Annotated in this window: 25 protein-coding genes; 7 read left to right on the plus strand and 18 right to left on the minus strand. The window is 53.6% G+C overall.

Annotation, left to right across the window (positions count from 1 at the left end; all coding sequences use genetic code 11):
* Positions 1–32: 32 nt before the first annotated feature.
* From rnhB to rpsB, 15 genes are all read right to left on the minus strand, one after another.
* Entirely contained in the window at positions 33–629 is a 597-nt protein-coding gene (gene rnhB / locus GYRE_RS00160; RefSeq protein ID WP_006817230.1) for a ribonuclease HII, read from the minus strand.
* Positions 626–1,774: a lipid-A-disaccharide synthase gene (gene lpxB / locus GYRE_RS00165; RefSeq protein ID WP_038252088.1), complete on the minus strand. Its 1,149-nt coding sequence runs from the start codon at positions 1,772–1,774 to the stop codon at positions 626–628. The genes rnhB and lpxB overlap by 4 nt, the downstream gene beginning before the upstream one ends.
* Positions 1,774–2,562 (minus strand): acyl-ACP--UDP-N-acetylglucosamine O-acyltransferase, encoded by a 789-nt coding sequence (gene lpxA, locus GYRE_RS00170; RefSeq protein WP_006817228.1) that lies wholly within the window; start codon positions 2,560–2,562, stop codon positions 1,774–1,776. The genes lpxB and lpxA overlap by 1 nt, the downstream gene beginning before the upstream one ends.
* 3 nt (positions 2,563–2,565) lie before the next feature.
* Positions 2,566–3,021: a 3-hydroxyacyl-ACP dehydratase FabZ gene (fabZ, locus tag GYRE_RS00175; RefSeq protein ID WP_006817227.1), complete on the minus strand. Its 456-nt coding sequence runs from the start codon at positions 3,019–3,021 to the stop codon at positions 2,566–2,568.
* Between the two features lie 106 nt (positions 3,022–3,127).
* Positions 3,128–4,153, minus strand: coding sequence for a UDP-3-O-(3-hydroxymyristoyl)glucosamine N-acyltransferase (gene lpxD / locus GYRE_RS00180; protein WP_006817226.1), 1,026 nt, complete (start codon positions 4,151–4,153; stop codon positions 3,128–3,130).
* A 3-nt stretch (positions 4,154–4,156) separates the two neighbouring features.
* Positions 4,157–4,651, minus strand: coding sequence for a molecular chaperone Skp (gene skp / locus GYRE_RS00185; protein WP_038252089.1), 495 nt, complete (start codon positions 4,649–4,651; stop codon positions 4,157–4,159).
* Between the two features lie 121 nt (positions 4,652–4,772).
* On the minus strand, positions 4,773–7,187 hold the full coding sequence (gene bamA, locus GYRE_RS00190; RefSeq protein ID WP_006817223.1) for an outer membrane protein assembly factor BamA: 2,415 nt from the start codon (positions 7,185–7,187) through the stop codon (positions 4,773–4,775).
* A 31-nt stretch (positions 7,188–7,218) separates the two neighbouring features.
* Positions 7,219–8,571 (minus strand): sigma E protease regulator RseP, encoded by a 1,353-nt coding sequence (gene rseP, locus GYRE_RS00195; protein WP_006817222.1) that lies wholly within the window; start codon positions 8,569–8,571, stop codon positions 7,219–7,221.
* A gap of 11 nt (positions 8,572–8,582) precedes the next feature.
* Positions 8,583–9,440, minus strand: a complete 858-nt coding sequence (gene cdsA / locus GYRE_RS00200; protein WP_006817221.1) for a phosphatidate cytidylyltransferase — start codon at positions 9,438–9,440, stop codon at positions 8,583–8,585.
* A gap of 12 nt (positions 9,441–9,452) precedes the next feature.
* On the minus strand, positions 9,453–10,211 hold the full coding sequence (gene ispU / locus GYRE_RS00205) for a (2E,6E)-farnesyl-diphosphate-specific ditrans,polycis-undecaprenyl-diphosphate synthase (RefSeq protein WP_006817220.1): 759 nt from the start codon (positions 10,209–10,211) through the stop codon (positions 9,453–9,455).
* Between the two features lie 165 nt (positions 10,212–10,376).
* On the minus strand, positions 10,377–11,573 hold the full coding sequence (gene ispC, locus GYRE_RS00210) for a 1-deoxy-D-xylulose-5-phosphate reductoisomerase (RefSeq protein WP_038252090.1): 1,197 nt from the start codon (positions 11,571–11,573) through the stop codon (positions 10,377–10,379).
* Positions 11,574–11,675: 102 nt separating this feature from the next.
* A complete protein-coding gene (gene frr / locus GYRE_RS00215; RefSeq protein ID WP_038252091.1) occupies positions 11,676–12,233 on the minus strand; it encodes a ribosome recycling factor in 558 nt (185 codons plus the stop codon).
* Positions 12,234–12,501: 268 nt separating this feature from the next.
* On the minus strand, positions 12,502–13,227 hold the full coding sequence (pyrH, locus tag GYRE_RS00220) for a UMP kinase (RefSeq protein WP_006817216.1): 726 nt from the start codon (positions 13,225–13,227) through the stop codon (positions 12,502–12,504).
* A gap of 147 nt (positions 13,228–13,374) precedes the next feature.
* Entirely contained in the window at positions 13,375–14,226 is an 852-nt protein-coding gene (gene tsf / locus GYRE_RS00225; protein ID WP_006817215.1) for a translation elongation factor Ts, read from the minus strand.
* Between the two features lie 127 nt (positions 14,227–14,353).
* Positions 14,354–15,079, minus strand: coding sequence for a 30S ribosomal protein S2 (gene rpsB, locus GYRE_RS00230; protein ID WP_006817214.1), 726 nt, complete (start codon positions 15,077–15,079; stop codon positions 14,354–14,356).
* A 321-nt stretch (positions 15,080–15,400) separates the two neighbouring features.
* Here rpsB and map point away from each other — a divergent pair, with 321 nt between their 5' ends.
* The 4 genes from map (at position 15,401) to GYRE_RS00250 (ending at position 20,255) form a co-directional block, all read left to right on the plus strand.
* Positions 15,401–16,195 (plus strand): type I methionyl aminopeptidase, encoded by a 795-nt coding sequence (gene map / locus GYRE_RS00235; RefSeq protein ID WP_006817212.1) that lies wholly within the window; start codon positions 15,401–15,403, stop codon positions 16,193–16,195.
* A gap of 41 nt (positions 16,196–16,236) precedes the next feature.
* Entirely contained in the window at positions 16,237–18,900 is a 2,664-nt protein-coding gene (gene glnD, locus GYRE_RS00240; RefSeq protein ID WP_038252093.1) for a bifunctional uridylyltransferase/uridylyl-removing protein GlnD, read from the plus strand.
* Positions 18,901–18,930: 30 nt separating this feature from the next.
* Positions 18,931–19,755 carry a 2,3,4,5-tetrahydropyridine-2,6-dicarboxylate N-succinyltransferase gene (gene dapD, locus GYRE_RS00245; protein ID WP_006817210.1) on the plus strand — a complete coding sequence of 275 codons (825 nt, stop codon included), beginning with the start codon at positions 18,931–18,933 and terminating at the stop codon, positions 19,753–19,755.
* 110 nt (positions 19,756–19,865) lie between these two features.
* Entirely contained in the window at positions 19,866–20,255 is a 390-nt protein-coding gene (locus GYRE_RS00250) for a DUF3461 family protein (RefSeq protein WP_006817209.1), read from the plus strand.
* Between the two features lie 59 nt (positions 20,256–20,314).
* Here GYRE_RS00250 and degP read toward each other — a convergent pair whose 3' ends face one another.
* Both degP and dgt read right to left on the minus strand, forming a co-directional pair.
* Entirely contained in the window at positions 20,315–21,751 is a 1,437-nt protein-coding gene (degP, locus tag GYRE_RS00255) for a serine endoprotease DegP (RefSeq protein WP_038252094.1), read from the minus strand.
* A gap of 135 nt (positions 21,752–21,886) precedes the next feature.
* On the minus strand, positions 21,887–23,401 hold the full coding sequence (gene dgt / locus GYRE_RS00260; RefSeq protein WP_038252096.1) for a dGTPase: 1,515 nt from the start codon (positions 23,399–23,401) through the stop codon (positions 21,887–21,889).
* Between the two features lie 82 nt (positions 23,402–23,483).
* Here dgt and mtnN point away from each other — a divergent pair, with 82 nt between their 5' ends.
* Genes mtnN through GYRE_RS00275 form a run of 3 tightly spaced genes read left to right on the plus strand, consistent with a single transcriptional unit; the run spans position 23,484 to position 25,622 of the window.
* Positions 23,484–24,182, plus strand: coding sequence for a 5'-methylthioadenosine/S-adenosylhomocysteine nucleosidase (mtnN, locus tag GYRE_RS00265; RefSeq protein WP_006817206.1), 699 nt, complete (start codon positions 23,484–23,486; stop codon positions 24,180–24,182).
* On the plus strand, positions 24,175–24,987 hold the full coding sequence (gene btuF / locus GYRE_RS00270) for a vitamin B12 ABC transporter substrate-binding protein BtuF (RefSeq protein WP_006817205.1): 813 nt from the start codon (positions 24,175–24,177) through the stop codon (positions 24,985–24,987). The genes mtnN and btuF overlap by 8 nt, the downstream gene beginning before the upstream one ends.
* A gap of 2 nt (positions 24,988–24,989) precedes the next feature.
* Positions 24,990–25,622, plus strand: a complete 633-nt coding sequence (locus tag GYRE_RS00275) for a TRIC cation channel family protein (protein ID WP_006817204.1) — start codon at positions 24,990–24,992, stop codon at positions 25,620–25,622.
* Positions 25,623–25,687: 65 nt separating this feature from the next.
* Here the strand turns inward: GYRE_RS00275 and erpA are convergent, their stop codons facing one another.
* Complete coding sequence (erpA, locus tag GYRE_RS00280; RefSeq protein ID WP_038252097.1) at positions 25,688–26,035, minus strand: iron-sulfur cluster insertion protein ErpA; 348 nt, start codon at positions 26,033–26,035, stop codon at positions 25,688–25,690.
* Between the last annotated feature and the right edge of the window lie 39 nt (positions 26,036–26,074).

Below are 26,074 nucleotides of genomic sequence, written 5' to 3' on the forward strand. Positions count from 1 at the left end.
TTAAATTTCCGCGTTGCTTAATAATGCCCGGTTCAGGACACGAGACCCAGTACGCGTTTTACCGGAGCAAAACTGCGACGATGATGCTCAGTCGCACCGTGCAGAGCCAGCTTTTCCAGATGGAAAGCGGTAGGATACCCCTTATGCTGAGCAAAGCCATACTGGGGAAAAGTGAGATCCAGCTCGGCCATCTCCGCATCACGGGTAACCTTCGCCAGAATCGACGCGGCGCTGATTTCAGCCACCCGGCTGTCGCCTTTAACGACCGCCATCGACGGCACCGGCAGCGCCGGGCAACGGTTGCCGTCTATCAGCACATATTCAGGTGGAATATGTAAGCCAGCCACGGCACGCTGCATCGCCAGCATCGTGGCGTGCAAAATATTCAGTTCGTCGATCTCGTGCGGCTCCGCGCGGCCAAGGCTCCAGCTCAGTGCCTTTTCTTTGATTTCGTCAAATAACGCGAGACGACGCTTTTCAGATAATTTTTTGGAATCGTTGAGGCCAACGATGGGCTGGGCCGGATCGAGGATCACCGCAGCGGTGACCACGGCGCCAACCAGCGGGCCACGCCCCACTTCATCCACACCCGCGACCAGGTGGGTATGCGGATAGATAAATTCAATCATTGTGCTAACTCCAGAACCGCATCGGCGGCTTGCTCATCCGCGTTACAGCGGATTTGCTGATGCAGCGCCCGGAAGGTGTCGTGCATATCGTGGCTGGTTTTACCGTCCGCCAACAGTGGCAGAAGCGCCTCGGCAAGCCGCCGTGGCTCGCACTCATCCTGCAGCAGCTCTTTTACCAGTTCCCGGCCAGCGAGCAGATTTGGCAGGGAAACGTAATCGGTTTTCACCAGCCGCTTTGCCAGCCAGAAAGTAAATGGCTTCATCCGATAACCCACCACCATCGGGCACTTGGCCAGCATGCACTCGAGCGCCGCCGTACCGGAAGCCAGCAGCGCGGCATCGCTCGCCACCATCGCTTCACGGCCTTTACCATCAAGTAAATGCACATGCAGGTCTGGCGCCACTTCAGCTTTAATTCGTTCAAACTGTTCACGTCGTTTGGCGTTCACCAGCGGCACCACGACTTCAAGATTCGGGTAGTGCTCCCGCAGGATCTGCGCCGTCTTCAGGAAGTCGGCGCTCAGCATCTCGACTTCAGCCCCGCGGCTCCCGGGCAGCAATGCCAGGCAGTGAGCGTCGTGCGCAATACCCAGCACGTCACGAGCGGCATTTTTATCCGGGTCGAGCGGCATCGCATCCGCCATGGTATGACCGATGAAACGGCACGGCACGTTGAAACGATCGTAAAACGCTTTTTCGAAAGGCAGGAAGGCCAGCACCAGATTGGTGGACCTGCCGATTTTGAAAACGCGTTTTTGTCGCCAGGCCCACACGGACGGGCTGACGTAATGAATGGTTTTGATCCCCTGCTTTTTAAGATTTCCCTCAAGGGTAATATTAAAATCAGGCGCATCAATACCGACGAAAACGTCGGGTTTCAGCTCGGTAAAACGTTGAGTAAGAGAGGCTCGAATGTGCAACAGACGACGCAGACGACCCAGGACTTCAACAATCCCCATCACCGCCAGTTCTTCCATTTCGTACCAGGCTTCACAGCCTTCCGCCTGCATCAGCGGACCGGCAACCCCAACAAAGCGTGCATTGGGTACGCGAGCCTTCAGGGCGCGAATAAGACCTGCGCCAAGGATGTCGCCGGAGGTTTCTCCGGCGACCAGGGCAATCGTCAGGGGACGCTGTTCTGCCATTAACGAATCAGACCGCGCGTCGAGCGTTCGAAGAACTCAGTGAACGCTTTGACTTCCGGGTGCTGTTCAGCCAGAGCTTCAATCTCTGGTTTGGCTTCTTCCAGCGTTTTACCGCTGCGGTACAATTGCTTGTACGCGTTACGGATAGCCGTAATCGCTTCGCGGCTAAAGCCACGACGCTTCAGGCCTTCGATATTCACGCCAAACGGCGTGGCATGGTTGCCCTGCGCAATCACATACGGAGGTACGTCCTGAGCAACGCCAGAACAGCCGCCGACCATCACGTGTGCACCAATGATGCAGAACTGATGAACTGCGGTCATACCGCCAATGATAGCGAAATCACCAATAGATACGTGCCCGCCCAACGTCGCGTTGTTTGCGAGGATGCAACGGTTACCCACGACGCAATCATGCGCGATGTGCGCATTGATCATCAGCAGGTTATCGTTGCCTACCTTCGTCAATCCACCGTCCTGCACTGTACCGCGGTGAATAGTGACGCTCTCGCGAATGCGGTTGCGATCACCCACTTCCACGCGAGTCGGCTCGCCTGCGTACTTCAGATCCTGGTTAACTTCACCGATGGACACGAACTGATAGATCTCATTGTCACGACCGATGGTCGTGTGGCCGTTAACTACCACGTGAGATTTCAGTACGGTGCCTTCTCCGATTTCGACATTCGGGCCAACAAGACAAAACGGGCCAATGTGGACGTTAGCGCCGATAACAGCACCTTCTTCCACAATAGCGGTAGGATGAATAAAGGCAGTTTTATCAATCACGTATCAGGCCTCCCGGCTACGCGCACACATCATTGTCGCTTCGCAAACCACTTTACCGTCAACCAGCGCTACACCTTTAAAACGGGTCAGGCCACGACGGGTTTTCTCAAAGGTCACTTCCATGATCATCTGATCGCCTGGCACGACCGGACGCTTGAAGCGCGCTTCGTCGATACCCGCAAAGTAGTACAGCTCGCCCGGTTCCAGTTTACCAACGCTTTTAAACGCCAGAATACCGGTAGCCTGCGCCATCGCCTCGAGGATCAGAACGCCTGGGAAAATCGGCTTACCAGGGAAATGCCCCTGGAAAAACGGTTCGTTCACGGAAACATTTTTCACTGCGCGCAGAAAACGACCTTCTTCAAAATCCAGCACGCGGTCAACCAGCAAGAACGGGAAACGGTGCGGCAGAAGTTCTAAAATCTCTTCAATGTGCAGAGTATGAGTGTCAGTAGTCAAAATACTCTTCCTGTCAAAAATATACTGAATAGCAATAATAACACGGCCTGCCGCAATCGTATGAATGCCGCAGGCCGGGAAATGCAGGCGTCAGAATGATGAATTCTTAGTCTTGCTGATTGACCTTGCGCTCAATGCTCTTGAGACGCTTATTCATATCATCAATATTCATCACCAGGGCTGCGGTTTTACGCCACACTTTATTGGCTTGCAGCGGAATACCGGAGGAGTATACGCCAGGTTCGGTTATCGGGCGCATTACCATGCCCATCCCGGTGACCGTCACCTTGTCGCAAATTTCCATGTGCCCGTTAATCACGCTGGCGCCGCCAATCATGCAATAACGACCAATTTTCAGGCTGCCCGCCATGATGACGCCGCCTGCAACCGCGGTATTGTCGCCAATTACCACGTTATGTGCAATCTGGCACTGGTTATCAATGATAACACCGTTGCCGATCACCGTGTCGTCAAGCGCGCCACGGTCGATGGTGGTACAGGCACCGATCTCTACACGATCGCCAATAATGACGCGACCAAGCTGCGGGATCTTCACCCAGTTACCACGATCGTTGGCATATCCGAAACCATCAGCACCGATCACGGTACTGGACTGGATCAGGCAATTTTCGCCGATTTCAATCTCGTGGTAAACGGTAACGTTGGCCCACAAGCGGGAGCCGGCACCGATTTTGGTTTTTTTACCAACGAAGCACCCCGCGCCAATCACTACGTTGTCGCCCAGTACCACGCCAGATTCAATCACGGCATTAGCACCGACAGACACGTTGTTACCGAGCGTTGCCGTCGCATCAATCACCGCGCTTGGGGCGATATCCTGCGCCGGCTGCGGCGTGCTATCAAGAATTTGAGCCATGCGAGCGTAGGTCAGGTAAGGATTTTTCACCACCAGAGCTGCGCTTTTAGCAAAAGGCAAATCATCCTGCGTCATGACGACAGCAGAAGCCTGGCAAAGGGCCAGGTGTTCACGGTACTTAGGATTTACCATGAACGTAATTTGGCCTGCTTTAGCGGATTGCATGGACGCAACGCCGGTGATGACGATATCGCCATCACCGTGTAATTCTGCATCCAACTGCTGTGCTAAATCAGCCAGTCGAATTGAAGGCATTACTTATTTAACCTGTTTCAGCACATCAGCGGTGATATCTTTGATATCGCTGCTGTTGTAAGCAACGGTGTTCGCGTCAACAACCAGATCGATGCTCTGGCTGGATGCCACACTTTTCACTGCGGTCTGGATACGAGTCACCAGCTTGCCGCGCTCTTCGTTAGAGCGACGAGCACGATCCTGCTCAAACTGCTGTGCTTTCTGAGAGAAAGCCTGGCGCTGAGACATGATGTCTTTTTCCAGCTTGCTACGATCCGCCGCTTTCATGGTGGAGCCATCACGCTGCAGACGCTGCATTTTGGACTGAAGGTCAGATTCCTGACGCTGCAGCTCGGATGCACGGCCTTTGAATTCGTTTTCCAGCGTAGCGGAAACACCTGTTTTCTGTGCAACCTGTTGGAACAGGCTACCCATGTTAACAATTGCAATTTTATCTGCTGCCTGAGCAGATGCCGCCATTGCTAAACCCAAACCTGCAGCTACTAACCACTTTTTCACAGTTAACTCCTTACCATCCCATTCGTACCCGGAGGTACCGTTTTTTGCGTGGCCTGGTGACCACCGAAGTGTTCACCTGAGTCATCGCTACACTGCACATACATTCCTTTGCGCTGAACAATTACCAGGTTTTACCAATGTTAAACTGGAATTGTTCGGCTTTGTCCCCTTCGTATTTCTTGAACGGCTGGGCGTAGGAGAAGACCAACGGCCCCAGAGGAGACATCCATTGTAATGCGATACCTGCAGACATGCGGATATTGCTCGGATCACTATAGTCCGGAATTCCCGCCTGTTGCATTTGCGCGGTATTATCCCAGTGAGTATCCCAGACGGTACCCGTATCCCAGAAGAAGGAGGTACGGACAGAGTTAGCATACTTATCACTGATAAACGGCGTCGGCACAATCAGCTCAAGGCTCGCCACCGCCATGGCGTTACCGCCCACCGCATCGTTAGACTTACATACAGTGCCGCTTGCCTGATTACATTCATTCAGCCCCGGAGCGCCGTAATACACCGCTTTCGGACCAATGTTGTTAGACTGGAAGCCACGCACGGTGCTGGAACCACCGGCATAGAAGTTCTCATAGAACGGCATTTCTTTGCCGCCCAGACCATCGCCGTAGCCCCAACGTGTACGACCTAACACGACCCACTTGTGATCGTTATCGATTGGGAAGTAAGACGCGGTATCCAGCGTGACCTTGTAGAACTCGTTGTCAGAGCCAGGTACGGTGACTTTACCGCTAAGGTTGACGCGGTTACCGTCGGTCGGGAAGAATCCGCGATCGAGGTTGTTATACGTCCAACCGTAGTTGAAGGTGAAGTCATCAGCGGAGAAGCCGTTGTTATCCGTTGTCGTACTGGCACTCTGACCAATAGAGTTCAGGTAACGGTTCATCGCCACCTGCGGCTGCATGTTAGACAGGTCGTTGTGGACGTAGCCTAAACCTGCACGCAGGGTGTTGTACTCGTTGATCGGGAAGCCCAGCGTCCCATCCACACCATAGCTTTTGTTGGTGTAGGAGGAGAGGTCAGCGTCATCTGCTTTAAAGTCATTGTAGAAGACACGTCCGCCGAGGCTAACGCCATCCACCGTAAAGTACGGGTTAGTGACAGAGAACTCGGAATATGTCTGGTAGTCGTTTTTGGTGCCGTTGATACCCACAGAGTAACCGGTACCTAACCAGTTATCCTGCTGAACACCCACCTGGAAGCTCACGCCGCTTTCCGTACCGTAACCGATACCGAAGTTGAAGCTACCGGTGTTACGCTCTTTCACCTTGTAGACCAGATCAACCTGATCCGGGCTGCCCGGTACGCGCTGAGTATCCACATCAACCGTTTCGAAATAACCCAGACGGTTCAGACGCTCTTTACCCTGATCGACCAGATCGCTACCCAGCCACGCCCCTTCCATCTGGCGCATTTCGCGACGCAGTACGGAATCTTTGGAAGTGTCGTTGCCTTCAAAACGGATCTTACGTACGTAGTAACGGTTACCGGCATCAACGTTCACGTGCAGCTTAACGGTTTTATCCGCATCGTTGATTTCTGGCTGCGACTGAACACGCGGGTAGGCGTAGCCATAGCGACCGAGAAGTTTCTTAATGTTATCTTCCATTTTGGTCACTTTGGTGCCGTTATACAGCTCGCCCGGCTCGACTTTAGTCAAGCTTTCGATTTCTGCAGAATGGCCCGCCAGATTACCGCTCACCTCAACACCAGACAGCTTGTACTGATCGCCTTCGGTGATGTTAACGGTGATATAGATACCTTTCTTGTCCGGCGTCAGGCTAACCTGAGTCGAATCAATGTTGAAGCGTGCGTAGCCGCGGTCCAGATAGTAGCTGCGCAGGGTCTCGAGGTCGCCCGCCAGTTTCTGTTTCTGATACTTGCGATCGCCCACCACGTTCCACCACGGCACTTCATCGCGCAGCTGGAAGTTGGAGATCAGCTCATCAGTACTGAACGCGTGGTTACCCACGATGTTGATCTGTTGGATTTTGGCGGAAACGCCTTCCTGGAAGACCAGCTTGAGGTCAACGCGGTTACGCGGCAACGGTGTGACCACCGCTTTCACGCTAGCGCTGTATTTACCGACGCTGTAGTAGAAGTCTTCCAGTCCCTTCTCAATGTCAGAGAGGGTGGTACGGTCAAGAGATTCGCCCACACGAACGCCGGATGCTTCCAGGTTCTGCTTCAGCATGTCATCCTTCACCGATTTGTTACCGGAGAACGTGATGCTCGCGATAGTCGGACGCTCTTTTACCTGAACCAGCAGCGTATCGCCATCACGCAGGACGCGAACGTCCTCGAAGTTCCCTGTAGCAAACAGAGCACGAATGGTGTTACTGATATCATCATCAGTTACCGTATCGCCTGGGCGCACGGGCATACTAAGAAGGGCCGCACCAACAGCGACTCGCTGCAAGCCTTCGAAATGAATATCCTTCACTACGAACCCGTCAGCACCGTATACGGTCGCGCTGCTAAACAGCAGCGACGCTATGAGCAACTTTTTCATCGCCATCGTTATTATGCGTTCTTCCTAACTATCTCTCTTACAACCGAGAGAAATCATTGAAAAGTGCAAGCCCCATTAACAGCACCAGCAAGATAGAGCCAATGCGATAACTAAAGTCTTGAACTCGCTCGGATACCGGCCCGCCTTTTAGCTTTTCAATCGCCAAAAAGAGCAGATGACCCCCATCAAGAACGGGAAGCGGGAACAGGTTGATAATGCCAAGATTCACACTGATGAGCGCAAGAAACATCAGATAGTAAATCAACCCAAACTCCGCAGACATCCCAGCCCCCTGAGCGATAGAGATCGGCCCACTGAGGTTGTTCAGTTTTACGTCACCGGTTATCAATTTTCCTAGCATCTGCACCGTCAGCTTCATCAGTTGCCAGGTTTTATCCGTGGCCTGAACAATAGCGTCAAACGGTCCATACTGCCGTACTGTCTTGTACTCATCGGGCAGCGGAATGATTTTCGGGACCACGCCCGCAAACCCTTCCGTCGCATTGCTACCGCGTTTTGTATCCGGTATCAATGTCAAAGACAAGAGGCTTCCCTGTCTTTCGATTTCTAGCGCCAATGGTTTACCCGGATTATCACGCACCAGGGTGACAAACGTCATCCAGCTTGTCAGCGGCTGACCATTGACTTTAACGATCCTGTCGCCGGCTTGCAAACCCGCTTTATTGGCTGCGGAATTTGCCTGTACTTCGGCAAGGGTCGTTTCAATTTGTGCACCGCGCGGACGAATCCCCAGTGACGTAACAGGATCTTCTTTGTCCGGCGCAAAAGCCCAATGTCGCAAGTTGAGGATTTTATCCTGGCGTTGCGTACTTCCGAAAGGGGCAACCGTCAGCGTTGTTTGCTCATCACCAATTTTGGCGACCAGCGCTAAGCGAACCGCATCCCAATCAGGCGTTTCGATACCGTCAACGGCTTTAAGTTCCGTGCCTGGTGCAATTTGTGCTTCTGCCGCGATGGAATTGGGCGTTATTTCACCAATCACCGGTTTCACACCGGGAACACCGATGATGAAAACCAGCCAGTAGGCGAAAACAGCAAAGATGAAGTTTGCCACCGGTCCGGCAGCGATGACAGCGGCGCGTTGCCCCACTGTTTTATTATTGAAGGCGTAATGGCGCATTTCCGGTGCAACCGGCTCAACGCGCTCATCCAGCATTTTGACGTACCCACCCAGTGGGATCAGGGCAATGACGAACTCCGTGCCACGCTTATCGACGCGGCGCCACAGCGCCTTGCCAAAGCCAATCGAAAAACGTTCGACACGGATACCACAACGGCGGGCGACCCAGAAATGGCCAAATTCATGCACGGTGATAAGTACACCCAGCGCAATAATAAACGCAGCCAAATTCCAGAGAATGCTCAGCATAACACCGTCCGTTAAATCGTCCTGAAAACTAACAGCAACAGGCAGGCGAAGACCGGGACCGCAGCCGTCAGGCTGTCAATTCGGTCCAGAATACCGCCGTGTCCAGGAATCAAATGACCACTGTCTTTAATTCCCGCTTCCCGCTTAAACATACTTTCGGTCAAATCACCCAGTACTGAAGCCAGCGTTGCCACGATGGAACAGATCAGTAAGGTGACCGGGGCAACATCCAGATTGACCCATAAACCATAAGCCCACGAAATTACCGCTGCGGTAAACAGGCCGCCGATGAATCCTTGCCAGGTTTTCCCCGGAGAAACTTTCGGCGCCAGCTTGTGCTTGCCGAACAGTTTACCAAAGACATAGGCGCCGGAGTCAGCCCCCCACACCAGAATCATCACATACAGGAGCCACAGTGCCCCGCTGTAGTGGTTATCGTCATAATGCCATGCTCGCAGCGCTACCATGCCCCAGAAGAACGGCACGATAGTCAGCAGACCAAAGAGCAGACGCAGCGTCTTTGAGGAGCGCCATACCGAAGCAGAACCCGGATAGGTCAACACCATCAGTAACGCAACAATCCACCAGCCGAGCGAGGCCCACAGAGAGCCCTGCACCAAAGGCAGCTGGACGTTATGATGATACTCAGGCATCAGCAAGAGCATCAGCGCCAACAGCAGGCCACAAAACAGGGCCAGCCAGACGCGCTGTGTGCGGGATGTGAACCCGCTAAGCTGACCCCACTCCCATGCGGCCAGCATACAAATCACCAGAGTCAGAATGGCAAAGCCACCCGGCGGCAGTAAAAAGAGTGCCGCAATGACTACGGGTACTAAAACGAGAGCGGAAATAAGGCGATACTTTAGCAAAAGCTACCCCCATCAGGTATTTTCACCAGCAGGCTCAGTGCCGCCGAAACGACGCTCACGATTGGCAAAAGCATGCAGCGCACCTTCAAAGTCTTGTTCATCGAAATCGGGCCAAAGAACATCTGTAAAGTAAAGTTCGGCATAGGCAATTTGCCACAGCAAAAAGTTACTGATGCGATGTTCTCCCCCTGTCCTAATCACTAAATCTACAGGAGCCAGTTCATGCATGCAGATTTGCTCACCCAATAAATCTTCAGTGATTTCATCGGGGCTCATCGTGCCGTTTTGTACCTGTTCCGCCAGATGGCGGACTCCCTGAATAATATCCCAACGTCCACCGTAGTTCGCTGCAATATTGAGCGTTAATCCGGTATTATTTTGCGTCAGTGTTTCCGCCTTGCGAATTCTTTCGCGCAGACGAGCATTGAAGCGACTGGTATCACCAATGATACACAGGCGGACGTTGTGACGGTGCAGGCTTTTAACCTCACTATCGAGGGCCCACACAAACAACTCCATTAGCGCCGTAACTTCCTGGGCAGGACGGTTCCAGTTTTCACTACTGAACGCATAAAGCGTTAAGGCATCAATCCCGTTATTTGCTGCAAAAGAGACAGCACGACGTACGGATTTCGCACCGGCCTTATGACCGAAAGCACGAATTTTCCCCTGCCGCTTCGCCCAGCGCCCATTGCCATCCATGATGATAGCCACATGACGGCAGCCATGCGCAGGCAATTTTTCGCTGATTGGTTGATTAGCAGACAACATAACGCGTTAATAATCCATGAAAAGGAATTAGCAGTATTCTGGAATACCCGCCCCTGACTACACCGTGCACAACCAGTGCTAAATTCACGGCGAATGAGTGGCGCAGACTATATCATCGAAGCCCAGCGCTAACAAATGCCACGACTCATCATAGGCGGAGAATCATCAGCTTGCGATGCGCTTCACCTGTTTTTGCGCAATCTCTCTCGCACAGGCATCTACCGCCAGAACCTCATCGATACTTTGTGGCTCTGCGACACTTATGGCTTCAAGAACGGACAGGTTCAACGCCGCAATATCAGTGAATCGAATCTTCGACGCCAGGAATGCTGCCACGGTGATTTCGTTGGCGGCATTCAGCGCGGTCGTCGCGGCCTGCCCTTGTCCGAAAGCGTCCATCGCCAGCTTCAGGCATGGATAGCGACCGTAATCGGGTTCCATGAAGGTGAGCGATCCAAGACGGCAGAAATCAAGAGGTTTTACGCCAGAGTTCACACGTGCGGGCCACCCCATTGTATGAGCGATAGGCGTGCGCATATCCGGTTCACCAAGCTGTGCCAGCACGCTGCCATCCTGATAGCGCACCATAGAATGGATGACCGATTGCGGATGAATCAACACTTCCATCTGCGCCGCAGACGCATTAAACAGCCAGCGGGCTTCAATGTATTCCAGACCCTTGTTCATCATGGTGGCAGAGTCGACGGAGATTTTACGCCCCATTGACCAGTTCGGGTGTTTGCAGGCCTGATCCGGCGTCATTGCCGCCAGTTCAGAAACTGCTGTCTCCCGGAACGGGCCACCAGACCCGGTAAGCAAAATTGACGATACGCCATTCTGCTCAAGGTCAGCGTACCCCAGGTTCTGCTGAATTGTTTCCGGCAAACTCTGAAATATCGCATTGTGTTCGCTGTCGACCGGCAGCAGCTGCGCACCGCTGTGTTTTACCGCGTCCATAAACAGACGCCCGCAGGTGACCAGCGCCTCTTTGTTAGCGAGCAGTACTTTTTTCCCGGCGTGAATAGCCGCAAGCGTCGGCACCAGCCCCGCCGCACCGACGATGGCAGCCATCACCTGATCAACCTCTTCCAGCGCCGCCACTTCGCTTGCAGCCTGCGCTCCGCTCATGACCTCGACCCGGCTACCGTGCAGCTGTAAAGCGGCCTTCAATGCTTTAGCGCTGGCCTCGTTTTCCATCACGGCGAATCGTGGAGCGAACTCCAGACACTGTTCAACCATACGGTCAACATTTTTGCCTGCCACCAGGGCTGTGATGGCGAAACGGTCAGGGTTATGCCGCACCACATCCAGCGTGCTGCAGCCAATAGACCCGGTGGAGCCAAGAATGGTTAATTGCTTCATGAAGCGTCCAGAAGATTGTAAAACGGGTAAAAGCAAAACGCCGCCAGCAAAGCCATCACTGGCTTTCTGTACGGCGTTTAATCATATAAGCCGCAGAGATGATTAGAACTGCATCAGTTCTGCTTCTTTCTCTGACAGCGCCGCATCAATTTTCTTGATAGCAACGTCGGTCAGCTTCTGTACGTCATCCTGTGAACGACGATCGTCATCTTCACTGATCTCTTTGTCTTTCAGCAGTGCTTTCACTTTGTCGTTCGCGTCACGGCGAACGTTACGCACGGCAACACGGCCCTGCTCTGCTTCACCACGCACGACTTTGATCAGGTCTTTACGACGTTCTTCAGTCAGCGGCGGCAGCGGAACACGGATGTCGGTGCCCGCAGAGCTTGGGTTCAGACCAAGGTCAGACGCCATGATCGCTTTCTCAACGGCCGGGCCCATAGAGCGGTCGAACACGTTGATTTTCAGCGTACGGGTGTCTTCAACGGTGACGCTTGCCAGCTGGCGCAGCGGAGTCGGCGTGCCGTAGTATTCAACGACAATGCCATCCAGCAGGCTTGGGGAAGCACGACCGGTGCGAATTTTGCTGATTTGGTTTTTGAATGCTTCTACGCATTTGTCCATGCGTACTTCAGCATCTTTTCTGATATCGCTAATCACGTTACGAATCCTTGAAAACTTGTCTCGGTCAGACCAGGCACAGCCACTAAGGTGTGCTATACCCGTCATACTTCAAGTGGCAGGTGCGTTAGCTTTCCTCGTTCACCCCTGTCACTTACCGATGTAAGCTCCCGGGGATTCACTGCGTCGCTGCCTTCCTGCAACTCGAATTATTTAGGGTATAAGTATAGTCTCGTTTAAATCATGCCAGGGTAAGTTACCCGCGAAGATAAAGCGGAATCTTACCCGTATTTGACCCTGACGGAAATTATTCCGTGATCAAAGTGCCTTCTTTTTCGCCCATGACAACACGACGCAGTGCGCCTGGCTTGTTCATATTGAATACGCGAATCGGCAGTTTGTGGTCACGAGCCAGCGTGAACGCCGCAAGATCCATCACTTTCAGCTCTTTATCCAGCACTTCCGCGTAGGTCAGTTGCTCGTACATCGTCGCTGATGGATCTTTTGCCGGGTCGGCGGTAAACACGCCATCCACTTTGGTCGCTTTCAGCACGACGTCGGCTTCAATTTCGATACCGCGCAGGCACGCTGCGGAATCGGTAGTAAAGAACGGGTTACCCGTACCGGCGGAGAGGATCACCACGCGGTTGTTACGCAGCAGGCTGATAGCTTCGGCCCAGCTGTAATTATCACACACGCCATTCAGCGGAATCGCGGACATCAGACGAGCATTCACATAGGCGCGATGCAATGCGTCACGCATTGCCAGGCCGTTCATGACGGTTGCCAGCATGCCCATGTGGTCGCCCACCACGCGGTTCATTCCCGCTTTTGCCAGACCCGCACCACGGAACAGGTTACCACCACCAATTACCACACCAACCTGAATACCCAGTTCGACCAGTTCTTTGATTTCCTGAGCCATACGATCCAGTATGCTTGCGTCAATACCGAAGCCTTCCGAACCCTGCAGAGCTTCGCCACTTAACTTAAGCAGAATACGTTTGTAGACGGGTTTTGCATTGGTAGCCATGTTTCTTTCCTGAGACTGTCAACGAGTGAGATGAGTTAAAACAGGCGACATTGTACGTCGCTTTCCAGCGCAGCCACTATAGCGGTTGGCTGATTTTTCCAGATGGGCGCAAAAAGAAGCCGCCCTCAGGCGGCTGCTTTAAAAAAATTAAGACTGCTTGGACATGGCAGCAACTTCTGCTGCGAAGTCAGTCTCAACTTTCTCGATGCCTTCGCCCACTTCAAAGCGGATGAAGCCAGTTACGTCAGCGTTGTGCTCTTTCAGCAGCTGAGCAACAGATTTGCTCGGGTCCATAACGAACGGCTGACCGGTCAGAGAAACTTCGCCGGTGAATTTCTTCATGCGGCCTTCAACCATTTTCTCTGCGATTTCTTTCGGCTTGCCAGACTGCATGGCGATGTCCAGCTGAACCTGGTACTCTTTTTCTACCACTTCAGCAGACACGTCTTCCGGCTTAACGAATTCTGGCTTGCTTGCAGCGATGTGCATTGCCAGCTGCTTAACCAGTTCTTCGTCAGCGCCTTTAGCCGCAACCAGTACACCGATACGCGCGCCGTGCTGGTAAGAACCCAGAACTTCGCCTTCCAGAGCGGAAACGCGACGGATGTTGATGTTCTCACCGATTTTAGCAACCAGGGCAACACGTTCTTCTTCGAACTGTGCTTTCAGAACTTCAACGTCAGTGATTTTGCCAGCAACTGCTGCATCCAGAACTTTGTTAGCAAAAGCCTGGAAACCGCCATCTTTAGCAACGAAGTCAGTCTGGCAGTTAACTTCCAGAATGATGCCGTAGGTGCCATCGATTTTGGTGATGATCACGCCGTCAGCTGCTACGTTACCTGCTTTTTTCGCCGCTTTGATTGCGCCGGATTTACGCATGTTTTCGATTGCCAGCTCGATGTCGCCGTTAGCTTCAGTCAGCGCTTTTTTGCAATCCATCATGCCTGCGCCAGTACGCTCGCGCAGCTCTTTTACCAGGGATGCGGTAATTTCAGCCATTCTTAAATCCTCGGGAGGTGTGACCTGCCCGGCGATAAGCCAGACAGATATAAAAGTGAAAAAGGGGCCATAAAGAGGCCCCTAACCAAACTCAGTACTACCTGGTTAAATAAGGGGTTGAACCTTATTATTCAGCTTCTACGAAGCTTTCTTCCGCCTGAGAAGCCAGATCCTGAGAACGGCCTTCACGAACGGTAGTAGCTACTGCACCCAGGTACAGGCTGACAGCACGGATAGCATCGTCGTTACCCGGGATAACGAAATCAACGCCGTCCGGATCGGAGTTAGTATCAACGATGGCAAATACCGGGATACCCAGGTTGTTTGCTTCTTTGATAGCGATGTGCTCGTGGTCAGCGTCGATAACGAACAGTGCGTCCGGCAGGCCGCCCATGTCTTTGATACCGCCCAGGCTGTTTTCCAGCTTGTCCAGCTCACGAGTGCGCATCAGCGCTTCTTTCTTGGTCAGCTTGTCGAAAGTACCGTCCTGAGACTGAGTTTCCAGGTCTTTCAGACGTTTGATGGACTGACGAACGGTTTTCCAGTTAGTCAGCATACCGCCCAGCCAGCGATGGTTCACGAAGAACTGGTCGCAGCTGTTAGCAGCGTCTTTTACCGCTTCGCTTGCAGCGCGCTTAGTACCAACGAACAGAATCTTACCTTTACGGGAAGCGATTTTGTTCAGCTCAGCCAGAGCTTCGTTGAACATCGGTACAGTTTTCTCAAGGTTGATGATGTGAACTTTGTTACGCGCACCGAAGATGAAAGGCTTCATTTTCGGGTTCCAGTAACGGGTCTGGTGACCGAAGTGAACACCAGCCTTGAGCATGTCGCGCATGGAAACAGTTGCCATGTTTAAAACCTCTATATAAAAGTTGGGGTTATGCCTCCACGTATCCCATATTACCGACCCCAAAGGGCACCCCGGAATATGTGCCGATACGTGTGTGTTGTTACACAAAGTGAGATTTGTCGCTTACGTTCCATCATGTGTATACGAAATGGAACGGAAGTCCGGCGCGCTTTATACCACAAATCACGGGCAGAAACCAATATTTGTTGGCGCTGCGTGCTGTTAATGATTCTCAGTTTGGCAGGAAGTATGCCGTCCTGATACCATTGGCAGCACTTAGACTCAAATTGCCGATAAAATCGGCCCTGATGGACAGAATTCATGGCTATCTCAATTAAGACCCCTGAAGAAATCGCAAAAATGCGCGTTGCCGGTCGTCTGGCCGCTGAAGTGCTGGAGATGATCGAGCCGTTCGTTAAACCGGGCGTCAGCACCGGCGAACTGGATCGCATCTGCAACGACTATATCGTGAATGAGCAGCAGGCTATCTCCGCCTGCCTCGGCTACCACGGCTTCCCGAAATCCGTCTGTATCTCGATTAACGAGGTGGTGTGCCACGGAATTCCTGACGACCAGAAGCTGCTGAAAGACGGCGATGTGGTCAACATCGATGTCACCGTTATTAAAGATGAGTACCACGGTGACACCTCGAAGATGTTCATCGTCGGTAAACCGACCATTCTGGGCGAACGTCTGTGCCGTATCACTCAGGAAAGCCTGTATCTGGCGCTGAAAATGGTGAAACCAGGCATTCGCCTGCGCACCCTTGGCGCGGCTATCCAGAAATTCGTTGAAGCAGAAGGTTTCTCAGTCGTTCGCGAATACTGTGGTCACGGTATTGGCCGTGGTTTCCACGAAGAGCCGCAGGTACTGCACTATGATGCCGACGACGGCGGCGTGGTACTGCAACCGGGTATGACCTTCACGATTGAACCGATGGTCAACGCCGGCGATTACCGCATCCGTACGATGAAAGACGGCTGGACGGTAAAAACCAAAGACCGGAGCTTGTCTGCACAGTATGAGCATACTATTGTGGTGACAGATAACGGCTGCGAGATATTGACTCTCCGTAAGGATGACACCATCCCGGCGATAATTTCGCACAACGACTAACGAAAAAGCCGGCGTAAGCCGGCTTTTCTTATGGTGGCGCTATGAGCACTTCTTTACCGGACACCACACTTCCTGTTCTGCCCGATCAGCCCGTCAACCCGGTTTCATGGCCGGAAAGCGATCTGAACTGTGCCACCATCAAAGCTCATCTGGATACCTTCCAGCGCTGGCTCGGCACGGCGTTCGACAGCGGCGTTTCTGCCGAACAGCTCATTACCGCCCGCACCGTGTTTATCGACCAGCTCCTGCAACATCTGTGGATCCACTACGGTTTCGCCGAGCGGAGCGACGTTGCTCTGGTCGCCGTCGGCGGTTATGGCCGCGGAGAGCTACACCCGCTCTCCGATATCGACCTGCTTATACTGAGCCGCAAAAAGCTGCCGGATGAAGAGGCGCTTAAAATCGGTGAGCTGCTGACCCTGCTGTGGGACGTGAAGCTCGAAGTCGGCCACAGCGTTCGCACGCTGGAAGAGTGTCTGCTGGAAGGGCTTTCCGACCTCACGGTTGCCACCAACCTGATTGAGTCGCGCCTGCTGATTGGTGACGTTGCGCTTTTCCTCGAACTGCAAAAGCATATTTTCAGCGATGGCTTCTGGCCCTCGGAGAAGTTTTTTGCCGCCAAAGTGCAGGAGCAGGCGGATCGCCACAAACGCTACCACGGTACCAGCTACAACCTGGAGCCGGATATCAAAAGCAGCCCCGGTGGTCTGCGCGATATTCACACCCTGCAGTGGGTTGCCCGCCGTCATTTTGGCGCCACCTCGCTTGACGAAATGGTCGGTTTTGGCTTTCTGACCGAGGCTGAACGCGTTGAGCTAAACGAATGTCTGCACCTGCTGTGGCGCATTCGCTTTGCCCTGCACCTCGAGGTCAATCGCTACGATAACCGTCTATTGTTCGACCGCCAGTTCAGCGTTGCCCAGCGCCTGAGCTATACCGGAGAAGGCAACGAGCCGGTCGAGCACATGATGAAAGACTTCTACCGCGTGACTCGTCGCGTAGGTGAACTGAATCAGATGCTGCTGCAGCTGTTCGATGAAGCCATTCTGGCGCTGACCGCCGACGAAAAACCTCGTCCGCTGGATGATGACTTCCAGCTGCGCGGTACGCTTATCGACCTGCGTGACGATACGCTGTTCATTCGCGAGCCGCAGGCCATCTTACGTATGTTCTACATGATGGTGCGTAACAGCAGTATCAGCGGAATTTACTCTACCACCCTGCGGCATTTGCGCCACGCACGTCGCCATCTGGTGCAACCCCTGTGTTACATCCCGGAAGCGCGCTCAATTTTTCTCAGCATGCTGCGCCACCCCGGTGCCGTCAGCCGCGGCCTGCTGCCAATGCATCGTCACAGCGTGCTGTGGGCCTATATGCCACAGTGGTCGCATATCGTCGGCCAGATGCAGTTTGACCTGTTCCACGCCTATACCGTCGATGAACATACGATCCGCGTCCTGCTGAAGCTCGAAAGCTTCGCCAAAGAGGAAACCCGCGCGCGCCATCCGCTGTGCGTGGAACTCTGGCCAAGGTTGAACCATCCGGAACTGATTCTGATCGCCGCCCTGTTTCACGATATCGCCAAAGGGCGCGGCGGCGACCACTCGATCCTCGGCGCGCAGGACATCCTGAAATTTGCCGAACTGCACGGCCTGAACTCGCGGGAAACCCAGCTAGTCGCCTGGCTGGTGCGCCACCATCTGCTGATGTCGGTCACCGCCCAGCGGCGCGATATTCAGGATCCTGAAGTCATCAAGCAGTTTGCCGAAGAGGTACAAAGCGAAAACCGCCTGCGCTATCTGGTGTGCCTGACGGTCGCCGATATTTGTGCCACCAACGAAACGCTATGGAATAGCTGGAAGCAAAGCCTGCTGCGCGAGCTCTACTTTGCCACCGAAAAACAGCTGCGCCGCGGGATCCAGAGCATGCCGGACATGCGCGATCGCGTGCGTCACCACCAGCTTCAGGCGCTGGCGCTGCTGCGGATGGACAACATCGATGAAGAGGCACTGCATCAGATTTGGGCACGCTGTCGGGCCAACTACTTTGTGCGTCACACGCCAAACCAGCTCGCCTGGCATGCCCGACATTTGCTCCAGCACGACCTCACCCAGCCGCTTATCCTGCTCAGCCCGCAGGCGACGCGCGGAGGCACGGAAATCTTTATCTGGAGCCCGGACCGCCCGTACCTGTTTGCCGCAGTCTGCGGCGAACTCGACCGGCGTAACCTCAGCGTACATGACGCGCAGATCTTCACGACCCGCGACGGCATGGCGATGGATACCTTCATCGTGCTGGAGCCGGACGGCAGCCCGCTTTCCGCCGACCGCCACGAGGTTATCCGCCACGGGCTGATTCAGACCATCACCCAGCGCGCATGGCAGCCCCCTGCCCCACGTCGTCAGGCGGCAAAATTGCGCCACTTTACCGTCGATACAGAGGTTAATTTCCTGCCGACCCATACGGACAGGAAATCTTATCTTGAGCTAATCGCACTCGATCAGCCAGGTTTGTTAGCCCGCGTTGGTCAGGTGTTCGCTGACCTCAATATTTCGCTCCACGGGGCCAGAATCACCACAATTGGTGAACGAGTAGAAGATTTATTTATAATCGCGACCGCCGACCGGCGTGCCCTTAATAATGACCTGCAGCTGGAAGTGCAACAGCGGTTGACAGCAGCCCTTAATCCAGACAATAAAGGGTAGTGTGTTTTTTTATATGGAAAGAGTTTAACAATGCAGCAGTTACAGAACGTTATTGAAACCGCTTTTGAGCGTCGCGCCGAGATCACTCCGGCTAACGTAGATACCGTGACCCGTGAAGCGGTAAACCAGGTCATTTCTCTGCTCGATTCCGGCGTGCTGCGTGTCGCTGAGAAGATTGAGGGACAGTGGGTGACCCACCAATGGCTGAAGAAAGCGGTCCTGCTCTCTTTCCGTATTAACGATAATCAGGTTATCGATGGTGCGGAAAGCCGCTACTTCGATAAAGTGCCGATGAAATTCGCCAACTACGACGAAGCTCGCTTCCAGAAAGAAGGCTTCCGCGTCGTGCCGCCAGCCGCCGTGCGTCAGGGTGCATACATTGCACGCAACACCGTGCTGATGCCGTCCTACGTTAACATCGGCGCCTACGTTGATGAAGGCACGATGGTCGACACCTGGGCAACCGTAGGTTCCTGCGCGCAGATCGGTAAAAACGTTCACCTGTCCGGCGGCGTCGGCATCGGTGGCGTCCTTGAGCCGCTGCAGGCAAACCCGACTATCATCGAAGACAACTGCTTCATCGGCGCGCGTTCCGAAGTCGTTGAAGGCGTTATCGTCGAAGAGGGTTCCGTTATTTCGATGGGCGTTTATCTCGGCCAGAGCACCAAAATCTACGATCGCGAAACCGGCTCAGTGACCTACGGTCGCGTACCGGCGGGCTCAGTCGTGGTCTCCGGTAACCTGCCGTCAAAAGATGGCTCTTACAGCCTCTACTGTGCGGTTATCGTGAAGAAGGTCGATGCCAAAACCCGCGGCAAGGTGGGCATCAACGAACTGCTGCGCACTATCGACTAAGCGCAGATTCAAAAAGCGGGGGCCACCCCGCTTTTTTTATATCCGGAGCTGGCGGAAATAGTTTATTTCATTAATTATTCAATAGTTATATTGAGATCAAGGGTACCGCTATGTACGACAATCTGAAAAGTTTGGGCATTACCAATCCTGAAGAAATCGATCGTTACAGCCTCCGGCAGGAAGCCAACAACGATATCCTGAAAATCTATTTTCAAAAGGATAAAGGCGAGTTCTTCGCAAAAAGCGTGAAGTTTAAATATCCGCGCCAGCGCAAGACCGTGGTGGCAGACGGCGTAGGTCAGGGCTACAAAGAAGTACAGGAAATCAGCCCGAATCTTCGCTACGTCATTGATGAGCTGGATCAGATTTGCCAGCGCGATCGTACTGAAGTCGATCTGAAGCGTAAGATCCTTGACGACCTTCGTCATCTGGAAAGCGTGGTGGCAAATAAGATCAGCGAAATTGAATCCGATCTGGAAAAGCTCACTCGCAATAAATAATCCGGGTTAAAAAAAAGCCCCCTCCTGCCGGAGGGGGCTTTTATTTTTCTGCCGTGAGATTACTGCATCAACAGATAGATTGTGCTGTCGCCACGCTGAATATTCAGCGCCAGAACGGAAGGCTTGCTCTCAAGGATCTTCCGCAGGTCAGCGATGTTTTTCACCGGCTGCTGGTTGATACCGACGATGATGTCACCTTTTTTCAGGCCAATCGCCGCCGCAGGGGTGTTCCCTTTCACGCTGCTGACCACCACACCTTTATCCTGACCCTTGTTGCTCATCTCTGCACCTTCAATACCGTTGAAGATGGAGCTGGAGTCAACCTGAGTCTGGCTGCTCTGCTGCAGTTCCAGCGTCACGGTAACCGGTTTGCCATCACGCAGCAGGCCGAGGCTCACTTTGCTGCCGACCGGCATTGACCCTACCTGCGCACGCAGTGCTGCAAAGCTGCTGATAGGCTTACCGTCAAGGGTGGTTATCACATCACCCGCCTTGATACCGGCTTTCGCGGCTGAAGAGTTCGGCATAACCTGGCTTACAAACGCGCCACGCTGTGCATCAACCTTCATGGCTTTCGCGAGATCGGAGCTCAGCTCGGTGCCCAGAATACCCAGCTCACCGCGTTTCACCTGGCCGAACTTCACCATCTGGTCGGTCAGGTTTTTCACCATGTTGCTCGGGATAGCAAAACCGATACCGATGTTGCCGCCGTCCGGCGCCAGAATAGCGGTGTTAATACCGATAAGTTCACCGTTGAGGTTCACCAGCGCACCGCCGGAGTTACCGCGGTTAATCGCCGCATCGGTCTGGATAAAGTTCTCGTAGTTTTCCACGTTCAGGCCGCTACGACCCAGCGCAGAAACGATACCGGAGGTCACCGTTTCTCCCAGGCCGAACGGGTTACCGATAGCCACGGTGTAGTCACCCACGCGCAGCGCATCGGAATCAGCAAGCTTAATCGCGGTCAGGTTTTTCGGATCCTGAATCTGGATCAGTGCGATATCGGAACGCGGATCTTTGCCCACGACTTTGGCATCAAACTTACGCCCGTCGCTTAACTGAATTTTAATCGTCGTCGCGTTGTCCACGACGTGGTTGTTCGTTACCACATAGCCTTTTGCGGCATCAATAATTACGCCTGAACCCAGCGCCATAAATTTCTGCTGCTGGCCGCCGCCGTTACCACCCGCTCCGGCACCCGGTCCGCCCTGGCAGAACGGTGAGCCCTGGAACGGAGAACCGTCCTGGCAGAACGGTGAATCATCACCAAAGAACTGCTGGAAGTTACGCGGCATCCGCGGCGTATTAACGCTGGTGCTACCCTCAACGTTAATGCTAACCACTGATGGCATCACTTTTTCAAGCATCGGCGCGAGGCTCGGCATCTGCTGCGCAGTCGTTGCCGAGGATGCCGTTTCAGCTGCCGTCGCCAGCGGCGACAAAGCCAGACTTAAACTCAAAGCCAGTGCACTCATTGCTAACGTGGTTTTTTTCATGTGTCTCAATCTCAATATCTGATTACGCAAAATTGCTGTGTTCGTGATTGTCAGATTCATTTTATAGCGGGAAGTTCCGGGATTAAGTTTATGGAAAAAGTAAATATTTATTGGCCGTCTTTACAAAACTCAGGCTTATTCCACAGCCATCAACCGGCGATACTCATCCCAGGCATACAAATCTGTCATGCCGCTGATATAATCCTGAATCAACCGACAACGGTAATAGTATTCCATCAGCGGAAATTCAACTGACTGACGCGAAATTTTATTCACCGCTTCTATATAAGCCAGCCGATGGCGCGTTGAGAGCTTCTGAAACAGACGTGATTCAATGGGTAAATGACGCAGCCGTTCATTTTCCACCAGCGAACAAAAATCCGCCGTTGAAAGTTGCAGTAGCGGTTTATAGATCTCCAGCAAGCCGCTGATAACACGGTATCCTTGTAATTCAAGCTGCTCTACGTCCGGATGGCTGAACACTTGCTTCATTGCCACCGTTTTATATAAATCAAGCAGTTGACTAAAGTCGCTGTCATCCTCCAGCAGGGCATGATTAAAATCCCCCGTGTATATCTGCTCAATATTCTCTATAAAACGCTGGGCGGCATAGGGCACCAGCTTATTCAACGTATTGACCCGTAAATACATAAAGAACTGATCTTCAGTACTCCGGCTTAGGCTATTTGAGCGTGATTTCTCCCAGGCATTTTCAACCACCTGAGAGAATAGTGAGCCTTTTTCATGGTGCCCCCACGCGTCATGCAAATGCTGATACAGCTGTTCAACGCTGAATATCCGTTTTTCCACCGCGTCTTCCAGGTCGGCGACGCAATAAGAGATATCGTCTGCAGCCTCCATTATCCAGGTCAGCGGGAAGCGGCTGTAAGGTGCGAGAGAAAGCTCTTTACGCAGCCTTTCAATATAGGCTTCTTCTGCGAGGTAAAAACCCGGTTTTTTCATCAGGTAGCTGTGGCTTTCCGGCGTCGGCCCTGTCCACCACGCCGGGCGGGTATACTTCAGAATACAACCCACCTGCGCCCAGGTCAGGTTCATCCGCATCAGGGTATGCACCAGACGGATCCCCTGCGCATTGCCCTCAAAGTGGCACAGATCCTGACGCACCTTGCGCCGCAGCACGTTGAGGCTCTCCTCCCCTTCGCGCAGGCGTAATGCCGCTACCGTGCAGCGGTCATCGCTTTGCGGCTGGCTTGCGGCATCTGAAGGGAACAGGCGCTGGCGGAACCAGTCGTTGATCGCCGCTTCACCAAAATGGCCAAACGGCGGATTGCCAATATCGTGCATCAGGCAGGCCATTTCGACGATGCTTTCAAACGGCCCGGTGAGTTCGTCCAGCCCGTAGGCTGCAAGCCGTTTTTGTTCTTTAAGACGGCTCAGCACTTCTTTTGCAATGTAGCGCCCCACCTGCTGAACTTCCAGAGAATGGGTCAGGCGCGTGCGCACCGCAGCGTTGCGCTCCAGCGGAAACACCTGAGTTTTCTGCTGTAAGCGACGAATGGCCGGAGAGTTCACAATCCGCCCGCGATCGCTTTCAAAAATCCGCAGGATCTCATGTTCCGTCTTCGCGCCCTGCGGTGAACGAAACCGCCGACGCCAGTTAATCTTGTTGCGAAAATTAATGTCAGACATAGCCTCTCCCGGTCCGGATATGCGCATCCTCTGGGCGCATGATAAACTATGCCTTTAAACCTGACATATCGCGAGTAAATCTATGAAAATTGGCATTATTGGTGCAATGGAAGAAGAAGTTACGCTGCTGCGTGACAAAATCGAGAACCGTCAGACGCTGTCTATTGGCGGAAGCGAGATTTACACCGGTACGCTGAATGGCACAGAAGTCGCGTTACTCAAATCCGGTATCGGTAAAGTGGCTGCCGCCATGGGCGCAACCCTGCTGCTGGAGCACTGCAAGCCGGACGTAATCATCAACACCGGTTCCGCCGGTGGCCTGGCACCGACGCTGAAAGTGGGTGATATCGTGGTCTCCGACGAAGCCCGTTATCATGACGCCGACGTTACCGCGTTCGGTTACGAGTATGGCCAGCTTCCGGGCTGCCCGGCCGGTTTTAAAGCCGACGACAAACTGATTACCGCCGCAGAAAGCTGCATCAGCGCGCTGAATCTGAACTCTGTTCGCGGCCTTATTGTCAGCGGTGATGCTTTCATTAACGGCTCTGTTGGCCTTGCCAAAATTCGCCATAACTTCCCGCAGGCGATTGCCGTTGAGATGGAAGCGACTGCGATTGCCCATGTCTGCCACAACTTTAAGGTGCCTTTCGTGGTCGTTCGCGCCATTTCCGACGTTGCGGATCAGCAATCTCACCTTAGCTTTGACGAGTTCCTGGCGGTTGCCGCCAGGCAGTCAACCCTGATGGTGGAAGCTCTGGTGCAGAAGCTGGCGCGTGGCTAAGTCGCGCTTCAGGGCCATTGTTGCCCTGCTTCTGCTTACCCCGGCGTGGCTTTTCGCCGCGCCCCGGGTAGTTTCCCTCTCCCCGTCCAATACTGAACTCGCCTTTGCCGCTGGCATCACGCCGGTCGGTGTCAGCAGCTATTCAGACTATCCGCCTGAAGCGGAAAAAATTGAGCAAATCGCCAGCTGGCAAGGCATTAATCTTGAGCGCATCGTCGCCCTGAAGCCTGACCTGGTGCTGGCCTGGCGCGAGGGCAATGCCGAGCGTCAGGTAAATCAGCTTAGTTCACTCGGCATTAAAGTGCTGTGGGTCGATACCACTTCGGTTGCCCATATCGCCCAGTCGCTACGCGAACTGGCCGCCTGGAGCCCGCAGCCCAAAAAGGCTCAGCAGGCCGCGCAAACATTGATGCACGACTACACTCAATTGAAAGCCCAGTACGGCAGCCATGCGAAAAAACGTGTGTTTCTACAGTTTGGTGCCAACCCGCTGTTCACGACCGGGAAAAACTCGATTCAAAACGAGATCCTTGAGCTGTGCGGTGGAGAAAACATCTTTGCCGGTAGCCGTGTTCCCTGGCCGCAGGTAAGCCGTGAACAGGTGCTGGCGCGTTCCCCGCAGGCCATCGTAGTGACCGGCGATGAGCGTGAAGTCGCGAAAATAGAGGGTTACTGGCGTACCCAGCTCAACGTTCCGATTATTGCGCTCAATAGTGACTGGTTTGAACGCGCAAGCCCGCGTATTATCCTCGCCGCAAAACAACTCTGTACTGCGCTTGCGCAGGTGGATCAGGCAGGAAACTAACCATGCTCGTGTATTGGCTGGATATTGTTGGTACCGCGGTATTTGCTATTTCCGGCGTTCTGCTGGCCGGAAAGCTGCGCATGGATCCGTTCGGTGTACTGGTGCTGGGCGTTGTCACCGCCGTAGGTGGTGGAACCATCAGGGACATGGCGCTGGCAAACGGCCCGGTCTTTTGGGTAAAAGATCCCACCGATCTGGTGGTAGCGATGATAACCAGCATGCTCACCATTTTGCTGGTGCGCCAACCGCGCCGCCTGCCGAAATGGATCCTGCCGGTTCTCGATGCCGTCGGGCTTGCGGTGTTCGTCGGTATAGGGGTAAACAAAGCCTTTATCGCCGGAACCGGTCCGCTGGTAGCGATTTGTATGGGTGTTATTACCGGCGTCGGCGGCGGGATTATCCGCGACGTGCTGGCGCGCGAAATCCCGATGATTCTGCGCACCGAAATCTACGCCACTGCCTGTATTGTTGGCGGTATTGTTCACGCCACGGCGCATTATACGTTTGCGATGTCGCTGGAAACGTCGGCGATGCTTGGGATGCTGGTGACGCTTGTTATCCGACTTGCCGCTATTCGCTGGCACCTGAAGCTGCCAACCTTTACGCTGGATGATAACGGACGCCAGGGGAAGTAAAGAAGGATGCCGGGTAAGGCGAAGCCGCCCGGCACGCTATGCCTGCCGGGCCTGCATGATAGCCGTCAGACGCTGAACGAAGAACCACACCCGCAGGTGCTGGTAGCGTTCGGGTTAGAGACGATAAAGCGGGAACCTTCCAGACCTTCGGTGTAATCCACAGAACCACCGACCAGATACTGCAGGCTCATCGGGTCGACCACCAGGCCAACACCCTGCTTCTCGATAGTCATATCACCATCGTTCACCTGATCGTCAAAGGTGAAACCATACTGGAAACCACTGCACCCGCCGCCGGTGATGTATACACGCAGCTTCAGGTCAGGATTGTTTTCGTCGGCAATCAGGGCTTTTACTTTGTTAGCTGCAGCGTCGGTAAACTGCAGCGGCAGCGCTGCTACGTCATCACTCATTTTTTACTCCCGTTAATACAGGCCAAATAATAACCCGAC

The organism is Yokenella regensburgei ATCC 49455, from assembly GCF_000735455.1.
Lineage (GTDB): Bacteria > Pseudomonadota > Gammaproteobacteria > Enterobacterales > Enterobacteriaceae > Yokenella > Yokenella regensburgei.